At 44.3% G+C, this 16,744-nt stretch carries 11 protein-coding genes and 1 pseudogene; 8 read left to right on the plus strand and 4 right to left on the minus strand.

The genetic code is table 11. The features are described 5' to 3' along the window. The first annotated feature begins 4 nt into the window (after positions 1-4). The 4 genes from AB4486_RS00060 (at position 5) to AB4486_RS00075 (ending at position 4,813) form a co-directional block, all read left to right on the plus strand. Positions 5-640: a hypothetical protein gene (locus tag AB4486_RS00060; RefSeq protein ID WP_017064433.1), complete on the plus strand. Its 636-nt coding sequence runs from the start codon at positions 5-7 to the stop codon at positions 638-640. Between the two features lie 206 nt (positions 641-846). Continuing rightward, the gene (locus AB4486_RS00065; protein WP_017061706.1) at positions 847-1,161 is read left to right on the plus strand and encodes a hypothetical protein; all 315 of its coding nucleotides are present in this window, start codon (positions 847-849) and stop codon (positions 1,159-1,161) included. A gap of 123 nt (positions 1,162-1,284) precedes the next feature. Next, positions 1,285-2,133: a sulfurtransferase gene (locus AB4486_RS00070; RefSeq protein ID WP_017061707.1), complete on the plus strand. Its 849-nt coding sequence runs from the start codon at positions 1,285-1,287 to the stop codon at positions 2,131-2,133. A gap of 385 nt (positions 2,134-2,518) precedes the next feature. Beyond that, on the plus strand, positions 2,519-4,813 hold the full coding sequence (locus AB4486_RS00075; protein WP_136978767.1) for a bifunctional diguanylate cyclase/phosphodiesterase: 2,295 nt from the start codon (positions 2,519-2,521) through the stop codon (positions 4,811-4,813). A gap of 91 nt (positions 4,814-4,904) precedes the next feature. Here AB4486_RS00075 and AB4486_RS00080 read toward each other — a convergent pair whose 3' ends face one another. Beyond that, positions 4,905-6,275 (minus strand): glycoside hydrolase family 18 protein, encoded by a 1,371-nt coding sequence (locus tag AB4486_RS00080; RefSeq protein WP_229647318.1) that lies wholly within the window; start codon positions 6,273-6,275, stop codon positions 4,905-4,907. 172 nt (positions 6,276-6,447) lie between these two features. Further along, positions 6,448-7,452 carry a sugar-binding transcriptional regulator gene (locus tag AB4486_RS00085; protein ID WP_017065721.1) on the minus strand — a complete coding sequence of 335 codons (1,005 nt, stop codon included), beginning with the start codon at positions 7,450-7,452 and terminating at the stop codon, positions 6,448-6,450. 459 nt (positions 7,453-7,911) lie between these two features. Here AB4486_RS00085 and tal point away from each other — a divergent pair, with 459 nt between their 5' ends. Together tal and tkt are read left to right on the plus strand one after the other, a co-directional pair. Beyond that, entirely contained in the window at positions 7,912-8,862 is a 951-nt protein-coding gene (gene tal, locus AB4486_RS00090) for a transaldolase (RefSeq protein WP_009845571.1), read from the plus strand. Between the two features lie 87 nt (positions 8,863-8,949). Then, the gene (gene tkt, locus AB4486_RS00095) at positions 8,950-10,941 is read left to right on the plus strand and encodes a transketolase (RefSeq protein WP_009845572.1); all 1,992 of its coding nucleotides are present in this window, start codon (positions 8,950-8,952) and stop codon (positions 10,939-10,941) included. Positions 10,942-11,049: 108 nt separating this feature from the next. Here the strand turns inward: tkt and AB4486_RS00100 are convergent, their stop codons facing one another. Together AB4486_RS00100 and AB4486_RS00105 are read right to left on the minus strand one after the other, a co-directional pair. Continuing rightward, positions 11,050-12,612, minus strand: a complete 1,563-nt coding sequence (locus tag AB4486_RS00100) for a PAS domain-containing methyl-accepting chemotaxis protein (RefSeq protein ID WP_017071362.1) — start codon at positions 12,610-12,612, stop codon at positions 11,050-11,052. A gap of 165 nt (positions 12,613-12,777) precedes the next feature. Beyond that, positions 12,778-13,182, minus strand: a pseudogene (locus tag AB4486_RS00105) (Lrp/AsnC family transcriptional regulator); the annotation flags it as partial. A gap of 409 nt (positions 13,183-13,591) precedes the next feature. Here AB4486_RS00105 and AB4486_RS00110 point away from each other — a divergent pair. Beyond that, the gene (locus tag AB4486_RS00110) at positions 13,592-13,918 is read left to right on the plus strand and encodes a hypothetical protein (protein ID WP_372116089.1); all 327 of its coding nucleotides are present in this window, start codon (positions 13,592-13,594) and stop codon (positions 13,916-13,918) included. Between the two features lie 47 nt (positions 13,919-13,965). After that, positions 13,966-16,722, plus strand: a complete 2,757-nt coding sequence (locus tag AB4486_RS00115) for an immune inhibitor A domain-containing protein (RefSeq protein WP_372116090.1) — start codon at positions 13,966-13,968, stop codon at positions 16,720-16,722. Positions 16,723-16,744: the final 22 nt, after the last annotated feature.

A 16,744-nucleotide genomic window follows, 5' to 3' on the forward strand; every position in this document is an offset into this window, starting at 1 on the left:
CGTTATGACTATTCACACTAAACAATATCGAGACAATCATTGCGTTGATTCAAGTCGCAATCTCTTTGAGGAAAAACGTATGTCTGTACAAAGCACTTGGAACATCAAGAAGTCACTAGCCGTTATTTTAGCTGCAGCGCCATTAGTATTAGCCGGCTGTGGAGGCGGCGGCGGTGGGGGCGGAAGTACATCTACGGCATCACCATCTACACCCTCGACACCTGCAACTCCGTCGAATCCGGTAACAGCAACGACTCCGGTAACAGCAACGCCTTCGCCGTCTCCCGCGACAAGTGCGGTAGCAGCGCAGAGCTATACGATGAGTGATTTGGTGGTACCTGATGGATTTGACTACAACTCTGTTGAACAGTTTGATCTCAACATTGACATCAGCAGCATTTCGACAGACCGTTCTTTTGTGACCGTTTATAGCCGCTTTAGTACAAGAGATGACTCAACCTTGAAGCCGGATTACTCCAGCAAGGTCATTGCGGGCCCACTAGATAACGGTGTGTTCGCCTCCAACTTTGCAGCACCAGTAAACCATGACGCACTCTTGATAGAGATTTGGTTTTACGATGGTCAACCTCCATTACAACAAGTGGTTTCTAGCGGCGACTCTCAGATTGTCTGGCAGTAAATTGTTTAACAGCAGGTAACTTGTCGTTAGCGAGATCTCTGACGAAACAGAGTCAAAATGGATTGTTTGTAAGTAGGAAGTGAGCAGAAATGCTCACTTTTTTATTTTCGTCGAAGAGCAGTTAATTCAGCTTTCTTAGCGAGTAGCATTCACTTTACCACCAACCTCACTTATATTTTCAACATAACCTTCAAAGACTTACTCTCATGAAACAGTTAAAAATAGGTCTATTTATCTTAATGTGTGGCGTAGGCGTGTTAGTTGCCCTTGCCTATTTCCCGCTAACATCAGAGACGGGGCAACGTATTCAAGCCAAAGTAATTTCGAACACGCTTACTCAATCCTTAGATGGGCACAGGCGTTATCTGACGGTTCAGACAAAAGATAATGACGTATTTCGGCTCTCTATTGCTCCTACCACAGACTGCCCTATTGATTCTGTGGTCGCGCTTGATACATTAAACAATCAAATAACCGGACAAAGCAGTTATCAGTTCATCCACTGTCGAGCTGCACAGTAGCCATCGATGCAACAACGGTATTCGTAAAGCAACTGTATTCGCAAAAGCAACAGTAATCGCTCTACCACTGTATTCGCTAAAACAGTAAGAATCGCTAAAACAACAAGAATGGATATAACAATAATGAATCAGCCACTCATCTCACCACAACAACTTCAACAACGTTTGCTAGCAGAAGACAATATCATCATCCTCGACGCCAGCATCGAGTTTCAAATTCCAAGCGAGTCAGAAAAGATCAAAGGACAAATGATTCCTGGTGCTATTCGTTTTGACTACGACAAAGACTTTTGTAACAAGCACACTCTGCTTCCTCACATGTTTCCGAGCGAAAAACACTTCAACACTCGCACAAAAGAAATTGGCATCAATCAAGACAGTACGATTGTGGTTTACGATAACTCCGGAACCTTCGCTTCTCCTCGTGCGTGGTGGATGTTTATGGCAATGGGACACAACGACGTATTCATCTTAGATGGCGGTTTGCCAGCTTGGATCGAAGCCGGTTACGCGACCGAGACTGACTATCGCACCGAAGTAAAAGCGGGCAATTTTGAAGGCCATATTCAAGACAACTACTTTGTCAGTGCTCAGCAGATTGAAGGTTACTCAACTGACAAGAGCGCAAACATTGTAGATGCTCGTTCTCAAGCTCGTTTCGATTCAGAAGTTCCTGAACCACGTGAAGGCTTGCGTAGTGGCCATATACCGAATTCTATTTGCCTACCATTTGCCCAAGTACTCAAAAACGGCAAGTTAAAGTCCCAAGAAGAGCTTATTGATATCTTTTCAACGCTAGAATTAACGCCTTCTCAACCTATGTTCTTTAGCTGTGGCTCTGGCGTAACAGCTTGCATCATATTATTAGCCGCTAAACTCGCTGGCTATAACGGTGAAATGGGTGTTTACGATGGTTCATGGACGGAATGGGGTGCTAACGACAAACTCCCTATCGCCGTGACTAAAAAGTAATTCAACTTCGCTTAATGCAACTATTAGAATATACTGCGCATGCATAAAGAGCTTACTGATAATGATGGCTCCACGTCTCATGAAGTAAGCCTCTATGTCGCAGTTAACGCTATGTTCATTTGAGACCAAGACTCGATTCACGCCGTTTGATTTGTAACCCACATCAACTTGCTAACCATAATTCGTGATTAATCATAAACTAATCGTTATCGACGTTATGAATACTAATTTTTCACTCAAGAATCTCTGCTCGTAGTCGTTACACTATTTAACCATTAATACTTTCATCATTGATGTTTGTATTTTTCGTTGCATGAATCGCGCTGACAACCCAATAGTTTGTCACTTGCAGTCTGTTAAAAGTAGTAACCAACAAAGGCATCTCATGGCTCTATTTAAGCAAAATATCTGGTCGCTGTACGCGTTTGTCGTACTACTGACCCTGATACTTTTCGCCGCGTTGGGAATAACAAACTGGAAAGCAAACAGAGACGACTTCATAGAGCAGCAACACATTCAGGTTGAGCTTTTTTCTAGCTCCGTCAACTCGCTGCTGACCAGTCAAGAAGCCTTGTTAGAAGTGGTTGGCCATCAACTGGCTCAACAGTCTGATTTCACACGTACTGCATCTATCCAGATTAGGCCAATATTAGACAAGCTACTTGAGACCCACCCTGCGATAGCAGCGTTTGGCTTGTTGAACACCGACGGTGATTACCTCTCGATTAGCTCAAATCTCGAACTTGCGAATCAAAGGAACTTGCTGCAATACGCGCCAACCAGAGGCTCCTTCCTAGACGCCCTATCAAGCAGTAGCATGGTGCTTGGCCGTACCTATTTTCAAGATTCGTTGAATAGCTTAGTCATCCCGCTGAGAAAATCCATTTCAATCGATGGCAAGAAAACCGATGCAGTAATGACCGCAGGGCTACGATTAGACGCAACGATCGTATTTGAAAATAATGCTCACGCCGGAAGTTTCAATACACTAAGCCTGATCAGAAAAGACAGCTATCGCCAGTTTTATTCAAGTGATATTGAATCTGAGAGTGCCTATTCCTCTCCAGTCGGCAAAGATGTCATACAGCGTATTGCAAGTATCTTTACCGACCACTTCGGAATTAGCGTACAAGAAGCGATGAATGGGCAAGAAACCTATTCTTTTGTCGTCGACGATGAAGAGTACCACTCTTTGATGAGCGCGAAATACATCCCAAACTACAAATTATGGGTGGTAGGACGTACGGATCTAACTCACGTCGATAGTATATTCATACAAGAGTTCAGCATTCTTTTCGTTGCCTTTATTTTTCTTCAGTTTGGTTTCTACTTTTTGGTTAAGTCGATTGCCAAGAATGAACAACGGACTCGTAGCCAACTCATTTATCAGGCGAACCATGACCCTTTAACCTCTCTGCCAAACCGTTTGTACATGCGTAGAAACATTGGTAAATGGATTGACGATGAGTCAGAGCCGTTTTCGCTGTTGTTTATCGATATCGATAACTTTAAATGCGTCAATGACACCCACGGGCATGACTTTGGAGATAAGGTTCTCAAACAGATCGCTTTGCGTTTGATGAGGTTCCGATCTCGCCTCAGCCTATTGGTACGTGAATCCAGTGATGAGTTTTTGTTCTTGACGCCCTTGTCGAATGAAGCTGAAATTAAACGACTCGCCAAGCGCATTATTGAAGTGCTTTCTCAACCTTATGAAGTTGAAAGCGCTCAGTTTTTGTTAGGTTGCAGCATCGGCGTAGCGCGTTTCCCAGAACACGGAAAAGATCTGGATAGCCTGTTACGTTCTGCCGATATTTCAATGTACAAAGCGAAACAGCAGCAAAACTCGTACAGTATTTTCACAACGGAAATGCAAGATGCTCATCTCTACAAAATGAAAGTAGAACAAAGGCTACGCATCGCTATCGAGAAACAAACGCTGTTCATGGTTTTCCAACCGCTGGTTCGTGCAAATGAAAGTATTCATGGTGTAGAAGCACTCGTGCGCTGGATTGATGAGGAATTGGGTTTTGTTCCGCCAGATGTCTTTATACCGATAGCAGAGAACACGGGTTTAATGCAAAAACTGGGGACTTTTATTATTGAGTCCAGCATTATGCAGATCGCCCACTTGCACCGAACAACAGAACAAAAGATCGGGCTGTCGATCAACATATCAGTGCGTCAGTTTTCTCATCAATCCTTCTCTGAGCACTTGTTCGCGACACTAGAAAAGTATCAACTCTCTCCTAGCTGTTTAACGCTAGAAATTACCGAGAGCTTGTTCATTGAAGATGTGACTTTGGTGAAACCGACTTTTGAAGCCCTCAAAGAGAAGAATATAAAGATCTCTTTAGATGATTTCGGGACAGGTTATTCATCACTAAGTATGTTGAAAGCACTGCCTATCGATGAACTTAAAATCGATAAGAGCTTTATTGAGAACATTGCTGTCGATCAGCAGTCACTCACCATGGTGCAAAACATCATCGCAATCGGTAAGAACTTCGGCATGGTGGTATTAGCAGAAGGCGTAGAATCAAACGAACACTTCGCAATTCTAAAGGCATGTGGATGTGACTTAATGCAAGGCTATTACTTCTCTCGCCCTATTCCTTATTATGAGCTGGCTACTCACCTAAACAAGAAAGTGACCGAGCACGCGGAATGTTCTGTTTAAGAACGCGAGTTAAATAGACGAGCTAAATAAGGTAGGCAGATAAACACCTACCTTATTTTCTAGATATTTTCTGTTCGGTTATTTATTCATTTCACTTTTTATTCATTTCACTATGCATAACATCGATCAACTGTCCGGAAGGATCTCCTGATAATTCCCAAGTAAAAATGCCGCCTAGGTCTGATTTCTTCGCCCATTCTGCCTTTGCTTTAATAGAACGCTGATCTTCAAAAGATATGAATACTTTTTTATCTGGGTTCCACAAATAAGGTGCTTGAGCTTGCTCATCATACTTATACTCATAACCTTGTTTACTGCTGTAGTTATTCATAAGATCCCAAAACATGAAGTAACCGTTTTCACCGGTACCAAACTGCGCCCCTTGTTCAGAAACTAGGTCACCTTTAGGCAGCTCTCCAGCAAAGTCTTTTGTCCCTTGCCAACCTCGACCATAAAAAGCCGCCCCGATCACGAGCTTCTCGCTAGGAATACCTTGCTCTATCATCTGATTAATGAAGACATCAGCTCCCATTCCCCACCAACTACGCTCGGTGGCATGTAAGTTTGTTGTGTGACCTGTTTGAGTTCCCCAGCCTCCGAGGAAGTCATACGTCATCGCAAACATGTTCGTCAGATATGGGCTAGCTGCGTTCCAGTCAATTTGAGCTGCCTTAGCACCAACACCGACAGCCGTTGAAAGCTCGTAATCTCTTTGAGTCGTCTTTGATAGAGCGTCCAAATCACTTCTGATTGTTTTTACTAAAAGAGTAAAAGCTTCACGCTCTAGCGCTTTTTGCTCATCCGTTAGTTTCGTCTCTGGGTTCCAAGGCGAAGTGGTTAAGCCGCCGCCTCCTGGGTATTCCCAATCAAGATCAATACCATCAAAGAAGTCGTATTTTTGGATCAATTCAACAGCAGTTTTTGAAAAGTGCGCAATGGCTTGAGGATCTTTCGCCATCGCATGGAAAGGTTCAGACATTGTCCACCCTCCAAATGAGGGCAAAATTTTGATATTTTGATTGTCGGCCTTCAGTTGAGCTAACTGGGCAAAGTGACCTTTATAGGCGACATCAACACCCACGTCTCCGAAATCGACTTCTAACGCAGCTTCTTTATCCACAATAATCGCGGTATATGGTTGTTTGTCTGCACATTGCTGCTGAATTTGTTTTTGGACGGGCTCACCAGCACCGCTATGAGGACCACACATGCTCAAGAAGGCGTAAATAATATGTGAGAGCTTGTCTGCAGGTATGTCGTCAACGGTATAAGGGTTGTCTTTATTCAGATATTGCCAATCCGCAAAATACCCTGCGACGACTTTATCATCGGCATGTACTGTAGGTGTGAGCATACAAACCGTGGCTATTGAGCTAAGCCCAAAGATAGAAATAGATTTAAAGATAGAACTTGATTGGTCACTGTTGCTAGAAATAGCGTGTGTGATAAATGACAGTTTCATAATTATCTCCTTTAGTGTGGCTTAACATTAAAGAGTGATAATTCTTTCAACCGCTGAACAAATTCACTATTCGAGTCATGTCTAATAGTTATCCCCCTTATTGCACTGGTTTCATTAGGGGGAATTTCCATGATTACTCAAATAGTGAATTCAACGAAGCATAAATATCTTACTATTCACTGCCGTTTGGTTTATTCACGCTAAGTTGTTCGTCCAAGTTAAGTACCGTCAAAGCATTACTTACGCTGGTCGCTATCACATCGACCACACCGGTCCTTAGTGCGCCTAATAGAGCTAATGGCTTACTGTTCTCGGCTGCAATGGCAATGACTTCTGCAATTGGGCGGAATTCTTCCAAGGCCAAACCAATCACACGGTCACTCATTACTGTGTTTGCTGTTTTACCGTGAACATCGAAAAAGTCATAACCCGCAAAGTCACCGACGACTCCTTGCAATAAACGAGATTGAACGACCTCACCTGCGGTAAACCAACCTAAGTCGACCATATAGCTGTTTTCACTCATATCACCGATACCGACTAATGCAACATCGGCTTTTCGAGCGAGATCGAGTGTCTGCTTAACGGTGCTGTTTTCCATAAATGCGGTTTTTTGCGCTTTATTCTCGGCATAAGCCGGCGCGTATAAGGTTTCAGAAGATCCACCGTACTTTTTGGCTAGCTGCCTGCATATATGGTCGGCATTAAACATACCGCCTCTTGGGTGAATACCGCCGATACCACACACGAATTTGCAGTCTCGTGGCGTAATTACGCCAGTGTGGTGAGCAACAGACGATACGTTTCGCCCTTGTCCTACTGTCACCACCATACCGTTTTTCAGTGTACTGGTAAGATAATTAGACACTAAACCAGCAACCTGTAATCGCTGCTTCTCTTCATTTGGTTGGTCTAGTGCCACAAGAGCACGCTTTACACCAAATCGTTCGATCAAACGTTGCTCGATCTTCGCACTAAAGACGGGGTGATATTTCACGGTGATCTCAACAATGCCCTCATCTCGGGCTTGCTTGAGCATTCGACCAACCTTTGCACGGGAGATAGAGTACTTTTTAGATATCTCTTCTTGCGTGGCACCATCTTGATAATAAGCAACCGCTACTTCAGTGAGGAGATCAGTGTTTTCTTCGGAAACATCTTGGATATTCTTACTCATATACCACTCAACCAATATTTAACAATTATTTTACCTGCTTGAAGAACAAATGTTCGATGCTTAAGCAAGTGATACACAAGTTTACACCCTGAACATATGTAACAGCAAGGTACATTTGCTCATAGTCATAACCATGGTTTTGTTGTTGATTAATTCACCTCACTTTGCTCGTTAAACGTTTGCTTGCATAGCCCATGATTACTAGAGCGAAATATATTTGACTGAAGTCACCATACAGTACTATTTACCGTTGACTTTGGGGCTAGATCGGATAAATATGGCTACATCATTTACTCATCGAGCGATCAAATGTTCTGTGCAAATGTTCGTTCGGAGAAAAATTTAAATTAATGTAAGTTTGGCTCACTGGTACAACCATTGAGAACTTCATTAGTTAGCTTGCAAATGCCCACACCTCTCCCATTAATGAGGTGTTATGCGATACATAGGATGATCAAAATGAGCAATAAATTAGAGCAACTTCGTAAACTAACAACTGTTGTAGCTGACACTGGCGATATCGAAGCTATCAGCAAGTACACTCCTGAAGATGCAACAACTAACCCATCTCTAATTCTTAAAGCTGCTCAAATTGCTGAGTACGCTCCTCTAATCGATGCTTCTATCGAATACGCAAAAGCGCAAAGCGGTGATAAAGCACAGCAAGTTCAAGATACTTGCGACATGCTTAACGTGAACATCGGTAAAGAAATCCTAAAAGTTGTACCTGGCCGTATCTCTACTGAAGTCGATGCTCGTCTTTCTTACGACATGGAAGGCAGCGTTGCTAAAGCTCGTCAACTTATCAAAATGTACAACGACGCTGGTATCACTAATGACCGCATCCTTATCAAACTGGCTTCTACTTGGGAAGGCATCCGTGCTGCTGAAATCCTAGAGAAAGAAGGCATCAACTGTAACCTAACGCTTCTATTCTCTTTCGCTCAAGCTCGTGCTTGTGCTGAAGCTGGCGTATTCCTAATCTCTCCTTTCGTTGGTCGCATCATGGACTGGTACAAAGCGAAAGAAGGTCGTGATTTCGAAGCTTCAGAAGATCCAGGCGTAATCTCTGTTTCAGATATCTACAACTACTACAAAGACCACGGCTACAAAACTGTTGTTATGGGCGCAAGCTTCCGCAACATCGGCGAGATCCTTGAACTTGCTGGTTGTGACCGTCTAACTATCGCTCCTCAACTTCTAGCAGACCTAGAAGCAGCAGAAGGCGAAGTAGTAGAGAAGCTTATCGACTCTAACGGTACTAAAGAGCGTCCAGCAGCGATGACTCACGCTGAGTTCCTATGGGACCACAACCAAGATGCAATGGCTGTTGAGAAACTGGCTGAAGGCATCCGCAACTTCGCCGTTGACCAAGGCAAACTAGAAGACATGATCGCAGCTAAGCTGTAATCACTCTTACCAAATTCAAATAGGGGAACGTTCAGTTCCCCTACTTTTATCAATTTTGTTTTTCTTAATTTTTATTCGGAAGTTCTTATGAATCGCAAACATCTAGCTAACGCTATTCGTGCTCTAAGCATGGACGGCGTACAACAAGCAAACTCTGGTCACCCAGGCGCACCTATGGGTATGGCAGACATCGCTGAAGTACTTTGGCGCTCTCACCTAAACCATAACCCAGCAAACCCAGAGTGGGCTGACCGCGACCGTTTTATCCTGTCTAACGGCCACGGCTCAATGCTGATTTACTCTCTGCTTCACCTAGCAGGTTACGAGCTTTCAATTGAAGATCTTAAAAACTTCCGTCAACTGCATTCTAAGACTCCAGGTCACCCAGAGTACGGCTACGCACCAGGCATCGAAACAACGACTGGTCCTCTAGGTCAAGGCATCACTAACGCTGTTGGTATGGCTATGGCAGAGAAAGCGCTAGCTGCTCAGTTCAACAAAGAAGGCCACGACATCGTAGACCACTACACTTATGCATTCATGGGTGATGGCTGTCTGATGGAAGGTATTTCTCACGAAGCATGTTCTCTAGCAGGTACGCTTGGTCTTGGTAAGCTGGTTGCTTTCTGGGATGACAACGGTATCTCTATCGATGGCGAAGTTGAAGGTTGGTTCTCTGACGATACACCTAAGCGTTTCGAAGCTTACGGCTGGCACGTAATCCCAGCGGTAGATGGTCACGATTCTGACGCTATCAACGCAGCGATTGAAGCGGCTAAAGCAGACCCTCGCCCTACTCTAATCTGCACTAAAACAGTGATTGGCTTTGGTTCTCCAAACAAAGCAGGTACGCACGACTGTCACGGTGCTCCACTAGGCGCTGAAGAAATTGCAGCAACACGTAAAGAATTAGGTTGGGAGCACGGTCCTTTTGAAATTCCGTCGGAAGTTTACTCAGAGTGGGATGCGAAAGAAGCAGGCGCAGCTAAGGAAGCAGCGTGGAACGAGAAACTTGCAGCTTATGAAGCAGCATACCCTGAGCTGGCAGCTGAATTCAAACGCCGCGTAAACGGTGACCTACCAGCTGAGTGGGAAGAGAAAGCATCGGCAATCATCGCTGATCTTCAAGCTAACCCAGCAAACATCGCATCACGTAAAGCATCTCAAAATGCTCTAGAAGCGTTCGGTGCTATGCTACCAGAATTCATGGGCGGCTCTGCTGACCTTGCGCCTTCTAACCTAACTATGTGGTCTGGTTCTAAGTCTCTTGAAGCGAACGACTTCTCTGGTAACTACATCCATTACGGTGTACGTGAATTCGGTATGACGGCTATCATGAACGGTATCGCTCTACACGGTGGTTTCGTACCATACGGCGCAACGTTCCTAATGTTCATGGAATACGCGCGTAACGCTATGCGTATGGCTGCTCTGATGAAAACTCAGAACATCCAAGTTTACACGCATGACTCTATCGGTCTTGGCGAAGATGGTCCAACTCACCAACCAGTTGAGCAAATCGCTTCTCTACGTCTAACTCCAAACATGAGCACATGGCGCCCATGTGACCAAGTTGAGTCTGCTGTTGCTTGGAAACTAGCAATCGAGCGTAAAGATGGTCCTTCTGCACTTATCTTCTCTCGTCAAAACCTTGCACAACAAGATCGTGACGCTGAGCAAGTAGCAAACATCGCTAAGGGTGGTTACATCCTGAAAGATTGTGAAGGCAAGCCAGAGCTTATCCTTATCGCAACGGGTTCTGAAGTTGAGCTAGCGGTTAACGCTGCTGCTGAGCTAACGGCTGAAGGTAAGAAAGTACGCGTAGTTTCTATGCCTGCTACTGATGCGTTCGACAAACAAGACGCGCAGTACCGTGAGTCTGTACTTCCATCTGACGTAACGGCACGTATCGCTGTAGAAGCTGGCATCGCTGACTTCTGGTACAAGTACGTTGGTTTCGGTGGCAAGATCATCGGTATGACAACGTTCGGCGAGTCTGCACCTGCAGGTGAGCTATTCAAGATGTTCGGTTTCACTACTGAAAACGTAGTAAACACAGCGAAAGAGCTTCTAGCTTAATCTTGAATACATTGTCTCGCCCTTCAATGGGTTGATGCATACAGAAAGCCCCGCATGAAAATACGGGGCTTTTTTTGTCTTTTCTCTCATTCGGATTAAATCTAACGGCTATTTTTCTTCGAAACGCTTTGCCAGTTGGTAGAACTCATTGACTCGTTCTTTTAGCTCTGTGGAGTGGTCTTTCACAGAATGCGTTGCCACTAAGTTTTGTTCTGCGGTCGAGGCGATAGACTGCATATGCAGATTGACTTCACTCGACAGCTCACGTTGCTTATGAGCAGAACTTTCAACAGACTGCATGAGTTCATTCATGGATTGCATTAGGTTTTCGACTTCCGACAAGCGCTCTGCACTCACCTTCGCAACATCACCACATGCGTCCGTTTGCTTACGGTTCGCCAGAATATCTTTTTGCCACCCTTCAATCGTCGTTAGCATGGTATCGATGCTCTCTTTGATCTGAACCGTAGCCTTTGAGGTTCGACCCGACAATGCACGGACTTCGTCGGCAACAACGGCAAAGCCTCGTCCTTGCTCGCCCGCTCTCGCCGCTTCAATCGCAGCGTTCAGGGCCAACAAGTTGGTTTGTTCGGCGATTCCACCAATCTCTTCCATTATCTTGCTTACGCTCTGCGCTTGATCGCTCAGTTGGTAAGTCGTTTGAGTCGCCTTTTCAGCCTGAGAAGCTAGGCTCTCTAAGTTTTGATGAGTTTGATTAATGCTTTCTTTAGCGCCAGCACAGGTTTGCAAAGTCACATCAACAATCTGGTGCGCTTCTTCTGTGCGAGAAGAGACCTCATTGGCGGTGACTTCAACCTCTTCAGTCGCCTCTCGTACTTGAAGAATGTCTTTTGTTTGTTGATCTAAGGCTTCTGATACTTCAAATGACGTCGCATTTAGGTTGTCAGCCAAATCTTGTAACGGCTTGGCTGAGTCTGTCATGCGACCTAATACGGTGTGGATTCTTGCAGACAATAGTTTTAAGTGAAAATCGGCAATAGAGAACTGACTATTACCTGAATAAACAAGACGACTAACACTATCGAATTTAGATTGCAGCTTTTTCAACTGCAGTGGAGTATCAATCAGCTCTTGTCGGAAAAGCAGTGCTAATGCTGAAACAGGAAGTAGGCTCAACAACCATTGTGATACTTGCCCTACTTCAATGAGATTTGAAATTAACGGCGCAGCCAAAGAGCCTAGCAACACGGCGTAACGAACACTGTCACTGATCTTTAATGACCATTGGCGACCCGACTTTTCAGCCTTCAAGAGGCCTTGGTAAGCCTTATCTGCAACTTGTATCCATTCATTCTTTGGCTTAACACGAACAGATTGGTAGCCACTCACCTTACCATTGTCGTAAATTGGAGTTACATAAGCATCGACCCAGTAAAACCCACCAGATTTGGTTTTGTTTTTTACGATGCCACGCCAAGCTTTACCTTGCTTTAGGTTAACCCACATATCAGCAAAAGCGGCTTTCGGCATATCGTTATGCCTTACGATATTGTGGTGTTGCCCTAGCAATTCTTGTTGGCTGTATTCCGCTATGCGACAAAAAGCATCATTACTGTACGTAATCACGCCTTTTAAATCAGTGGTAGAGACAAGTTGTTCGTTTTCGCTGAGAAGCGTTTCACGAGATTGAGTAGATGAGCTGACAGTCATTATATTAACTTAGGTTAATTATTATTTTAGGCGAGCAATATATACAATTATTAAAGTTATGACAAAATGTGAACATCACATTTTGTGTAAATGCCTGCTATTTATACAAATATTAGCTAAGTACCTCACAAAGCTAATAACTTCACTATCTTCTCATGCCAACAGTCACGACTCATCTAAGTTTACGGCAGTGGTAAATTTCACGGTTCTCATTGAGACAGAGGTATGGAATTTACGAATATTCAGATCTTTGCGTAGTACTCGCTCCACAAAGTCTTCGTAGGCTTGAATGTCTTTGACCGTCACAATCAGCATGAAATCAAAGCTGCCTGATATCTGATAGCACTGCGTGACCTCTTCTGCCTTTGAAATAGAATGGCGAAAGATTTGGTAAATATCCCCTCGATCACGCTCCATTTCCACGGACACAACCAAAGTCATCTTACTGCCGGTCAGTTCTGGATTAATGATGGACACACCACCGACAATCACGCCCTCTTCTCTCAGCCGTTTCACTCGCTTTAAGCAAGCAGGCGGTGACAACCCGACCAGCTCTGCTATTGTTAAATTTCACGTCATTTAAACACTGAAAGTTACTCTCAATACCCTAATTATTGATATTTTGAGTAAAAATAATTTGAGCATGGGTATTTACTAATGACTCAGTTATTACATGCGTATTTTAAAACACCGATAATAAAAAATCATCTTATTAGTTAGAACCCAACGCCTTGTATAAAGCGCCCTCCAGAATAATAACCATGACCTAATCAATGTTATTAAACATCCAAACTATCAACTATTCATTCAACAAAACCCATTAAATAACTGACAATAGAATAAATAACACTCCTTATTTTATATTAACTCTAAATGTTGAAACCGGAACGAATAATTAATTGTAATAATTATCCATTTGATTGGTAAATTTTATAAATATATTTTGTTACATAATCAGAACTGATGGCTTGATATAATAATGTCACACAAAACAATGGCTTTAATGGTTCTAATTTTTTCCTCACTGTCACAGGCTTCCACTATTGAGAACGACGAACTATTACTGAAGTCATTGATTAAACGAGGTGTTATCTGTTCAGGCTTAACCTATGAGGTAAATCAAGAAGCTTTGCGTATCTATCTCAACGCTAAAAAAGTGAAGAGCACCCCGTTTGATTCAAAAAATAGAAAAGAGACAACCAATACAAAAGAGATAGAAGGTAAAAAACATACAACAAACACACGTCAGTTAAATAAGACACCACAAGAGTGTATTAGGCCAAACTCGGACAACAGATCCGAATAAGGCAAGTTGATACTGATATCGACATGGAAATATAAAAAGGAAATATAATGAAAATGATGAGAAGAACATTGTTGGCTTCAGCAATGCTTACTCTATTTAGCGTCAGTGGTTATGCAAAAACACCTATTGATTTAGGCGTAGTTAATGAAGACAAACTCATTGAAATGCTAGTTAGACAAGGCTTAGTCGACCAAGATGCAACCGATGTGGCAAAGCAGGATGCGCTTGACCGTTACTTGAAAAATAAAATCAATTCCGGTTTCAAAGGCGATGCTCAATTCGGAAAAAAAGCACTTGAGCAACGCGCAAAAATACTCAAAGCCATAGAAAAAGGGTCTGGCGTTAAAAAAGCGAGTGTCTTTGCTTTAGAAGTCGGCACCAAGCGCACCGATAAAGTACTCGCTCTATTGGTCGATTTCCCTGATTTGAACTGGGATGACAACAAGTTGACCGAAGAGCACACGCAGATGCTCTACGAGAGCTACAACCCTGAACATTATCAAGAGTTGTTGTTTTCAAATTCTGGCTACACAGGGCCAAATGGCGAAAACCTAATCTCGATGCGCCAATATTACCAAAGCGAATCAGGCGACAGTTACAGCGTTTCAGGTCAAGCGGCAGGTTGGTATCGCGCCTCTAAGCCTGCGTCATTCTATGGTGGCAACTCCCCTACCACCGACAACGACCTAAACGCCCAAGAACTGGTTCGTGAAGCGCTGAATCAACTGGCTCAAGATCCGAGTATCAACCTTGCCGATTACGACATCGAAGATCGTTACGATTACGACGGTGACGGAAATTTCCGCGAACCCGATGGTGTGATTGACCACCTGATGGTGTTTCATGCATCGGTAGGCGAAGAAGCCGGTGGTGGCGTGTTAGGCCCTGATGCGATTTGGTCTCACCGATTCAACCTTGGTCGCACTCATGTACTGGAAGGTACTTCTAGCTCGCTTCCAGATCGATTTGGTGGCCAATACGCGGCGTTCGATTACACCATTCAACCGATTGATGCGGCTGCAGGTGTTTGTGCCCACGAATATGGCCATGATTTAGGCTTACCAGACGAGTATGACACGCAATACACAGGCAGAGGCGAACCGGTTTCTTACTGGTCAATCATGTCTTCGGGCAGTTGGGCTGGTCAAATTGGTGGTACACAACCAACGGCATTCAGCTCTTGGGCAAAACACTTCCTACAGAAATCGATTGGCGGACGTTGGGTTAACGATGATCAGCTCTCGATTGATGACCTAGAAGACAATCCACAAGTGTATACGCTGTTCCAAACAACGGATAACAGTCGTCCTAACATGATCAAAGTGGATCTTCCTGAAAAGCAGATTGAAAGTCTGAAACCCTTTGAGGGCGAGTATTCATTCCACTCTCAAAAAGGCGATGATCTGAAAAACAGTATGACTCGCAAGTTGATGATCCCAGCGGGTGATTCTGCACTGCTGTCTTTCAAAACTTGGTATGAGATTGAAAAAGACTACGACTTTGCGCGCGTGCTAATCAACGGACAAGCCATTGCAGGAAACATTACCTCAATGGACGATCCATACAACACGGGCCTCGTTCCTGCTATTGGCGGCGAATCTGGCGGATGGGTCGACGCTGAGTTCGACGTTTCACAATGGGCAGGCCAAGAAGTGGAACTGTCTTTTGAATACATCACCGATGGCGGCTTAGCAATGGAAGGCTTCTATTTAGATAACCTTGCTGTTGTTGTCGATGGTGAAGTGACCTCAATAGACGATGGTGAAAGCAACTCCACCTTCTCCCTTAATGGTTACAAGCTGAGTAATGGATTCCATCAAGCGCAGCACTACTATCTATTGCAATGGCGCAGCCACATGGATGTTGATGAAGGCCTAGCGAACATCAAACGCATGGGACAACTGATGTCATTCGACCCTGGCTTGATCATTTGGTACGTCGACGAATCACTCACCGACAACTGGGTAGGTAAACACCCTGGTGAAGGTTGGTTAGGCGTGGTCGATGCAGACCAAAATGCCATGCTGTGGGCAAACTCTGGTGAAGCGGCTCAAACACGCTACCAAGTTCGAGACGCAGCGTTTTCACTCAAAGATCATACTCCAATGCGTCTTGTAAACAGCGACAACGATGTACTCGAAGATACCAGTTTGGTTGGCAATGCTAGCTTCTCGGATGACCAAGATTACACATCGCCTCAAGCACCAGATTCAGGACGCATCCTGACGGAGTTTGGTTTAGCGGTCGATATTGTGAATCAGAGTGATAACAACGAATACGGTGTGGTTCGCTTATCTAAAGTAAGCCAACACAACATCGTTCCTACTGCGAACTTCGAGCTTAATGTGACTGGTCTGACTGTTTCTGCAAACAACTTCAGCTCAGACCAAGACGGTGAGATCGCCCGTTACCTATGGGACTTTGGCAACGGCACAACAAGTAACGAAGTGGCACCAACTTGGTCTTACGAGCAAGCGGGCGAATACACGGTGAACTTGACTGTTGTCGACGACAAAGGCGCTACCGCTTCATTTAGCTCCGTAGTGAGTGTTGAATCTCCAAACGCCCTTCCAGAAGCGAGCGCGAAGTACATTCACTTGGGCCGCTGGGTAACCATGTGGTCTACAAGTTCAGACAGCGATGGTCGTATTGTTGATACCGAGTGGACACTTCCAAACGGAAAGGTGAAACGAGGTCGCACATTCACGTCAATCTTCCCTTCATACGGAAAGCACGAGGTGACACTGAAGATAATCGATGACCAAGGTGGGATTACCACTAAGACAATTTTGGTCGACCTGTAAATCATCGCTGGCTCTGTCATGC

It is taken from the genome of Vibrio sp. 10N.222.55.C6 (assembly GCF_041473395.1).
Classification (GTDB): domain Bacteria; phylum Pseudomonadota; class Gammaproteobacteria; order Enterobacterales; family Vibrionaceae; genus Vibrio; species Vibrio crassostreae_C.

What these genes read in the sequence shown, in the direction of transcription:
- AB4486_RS00060 (WP_017064433.1), top strand. Translation starts at nt 5, where the DNA reads ATGACTATTCACACTAAACAATATCGAGACAATCATTGCGTTGATTCA.
- AB4486_RS00065 (WP_017061706.1), top strand. Translation starts at nt 847, where the DNA reads ATGAAACAGTTAAAAATAGGTCTATTTATCTTAATGTGTGGCGTAGGC.
- AB4486_RS00070 (WP_017061707.1), top strand. Translation starts at nt 1,285, where the DNA reads ATGAATCAGCCACTCATCTCACCACAACAACTTCAACAACGTTTGCTA.
- AB4486_RS00075 (WP_136978767.1), top strand. Translation starts at nt 2,519, where the DNA reads ATGGCTCTATTTAAGCAAAATATCTGGTCGCTGTACGCGTTTGTCGTA.
- AB4486_RS00080 (WP_229647318.1), bottom strand. Translation starts at nt 6,275, where the DNA reads ATGAAACTGTCATTTATCACACACGCTATTTCTAGCAACAGTGACCAA.
- AB4486_RS00085 (WP_017065721.1), bottom strand. Translation starts at nt 7,452, where the DNA reads ATGAGTAAGAATATCCAAGATGTTTCCGAAGAAAACACTGATCTCCTC.
- tal (WP_009845571.1), top strand. Translation starts at nt 7,912, where the DNA reads ATGAGCAATAAATTAGAGCAACTTCGTAAACTAACAACTGTTGTAGCT.
- tkt (WP_009845572.1), top strand. Translation starts at nt 8,950, where the DNA reads ATGAATCGCAAACATCTAGCTAACGCTATTCGTGCTCTAAGCATGGAC.
- AB4486_RS00100 (WP_017071362.1), bottom strand. Translation starts at nt 12,612, where the DNA reads ATGACTGTCAGCTCATCTACTCAATCTCGTGAAACGCTTCTCAGCGAA.
- AB4486_RS00110 (WP_372116089.1), top strand. Translation starts at nt 13,592, where the DNA reads ATGTCACACAAAACAATGGCTTTAATGGTTCTAATTTTTTCCTCACTG.
- AB4486_RS00115 (WP_372116090.1), top strand. Translation starts at nt 13,966, where the DNA reads ATGAAAATGATGAGAAGAACATTGTTGGCTTCAGCAATGCTTACTCTA.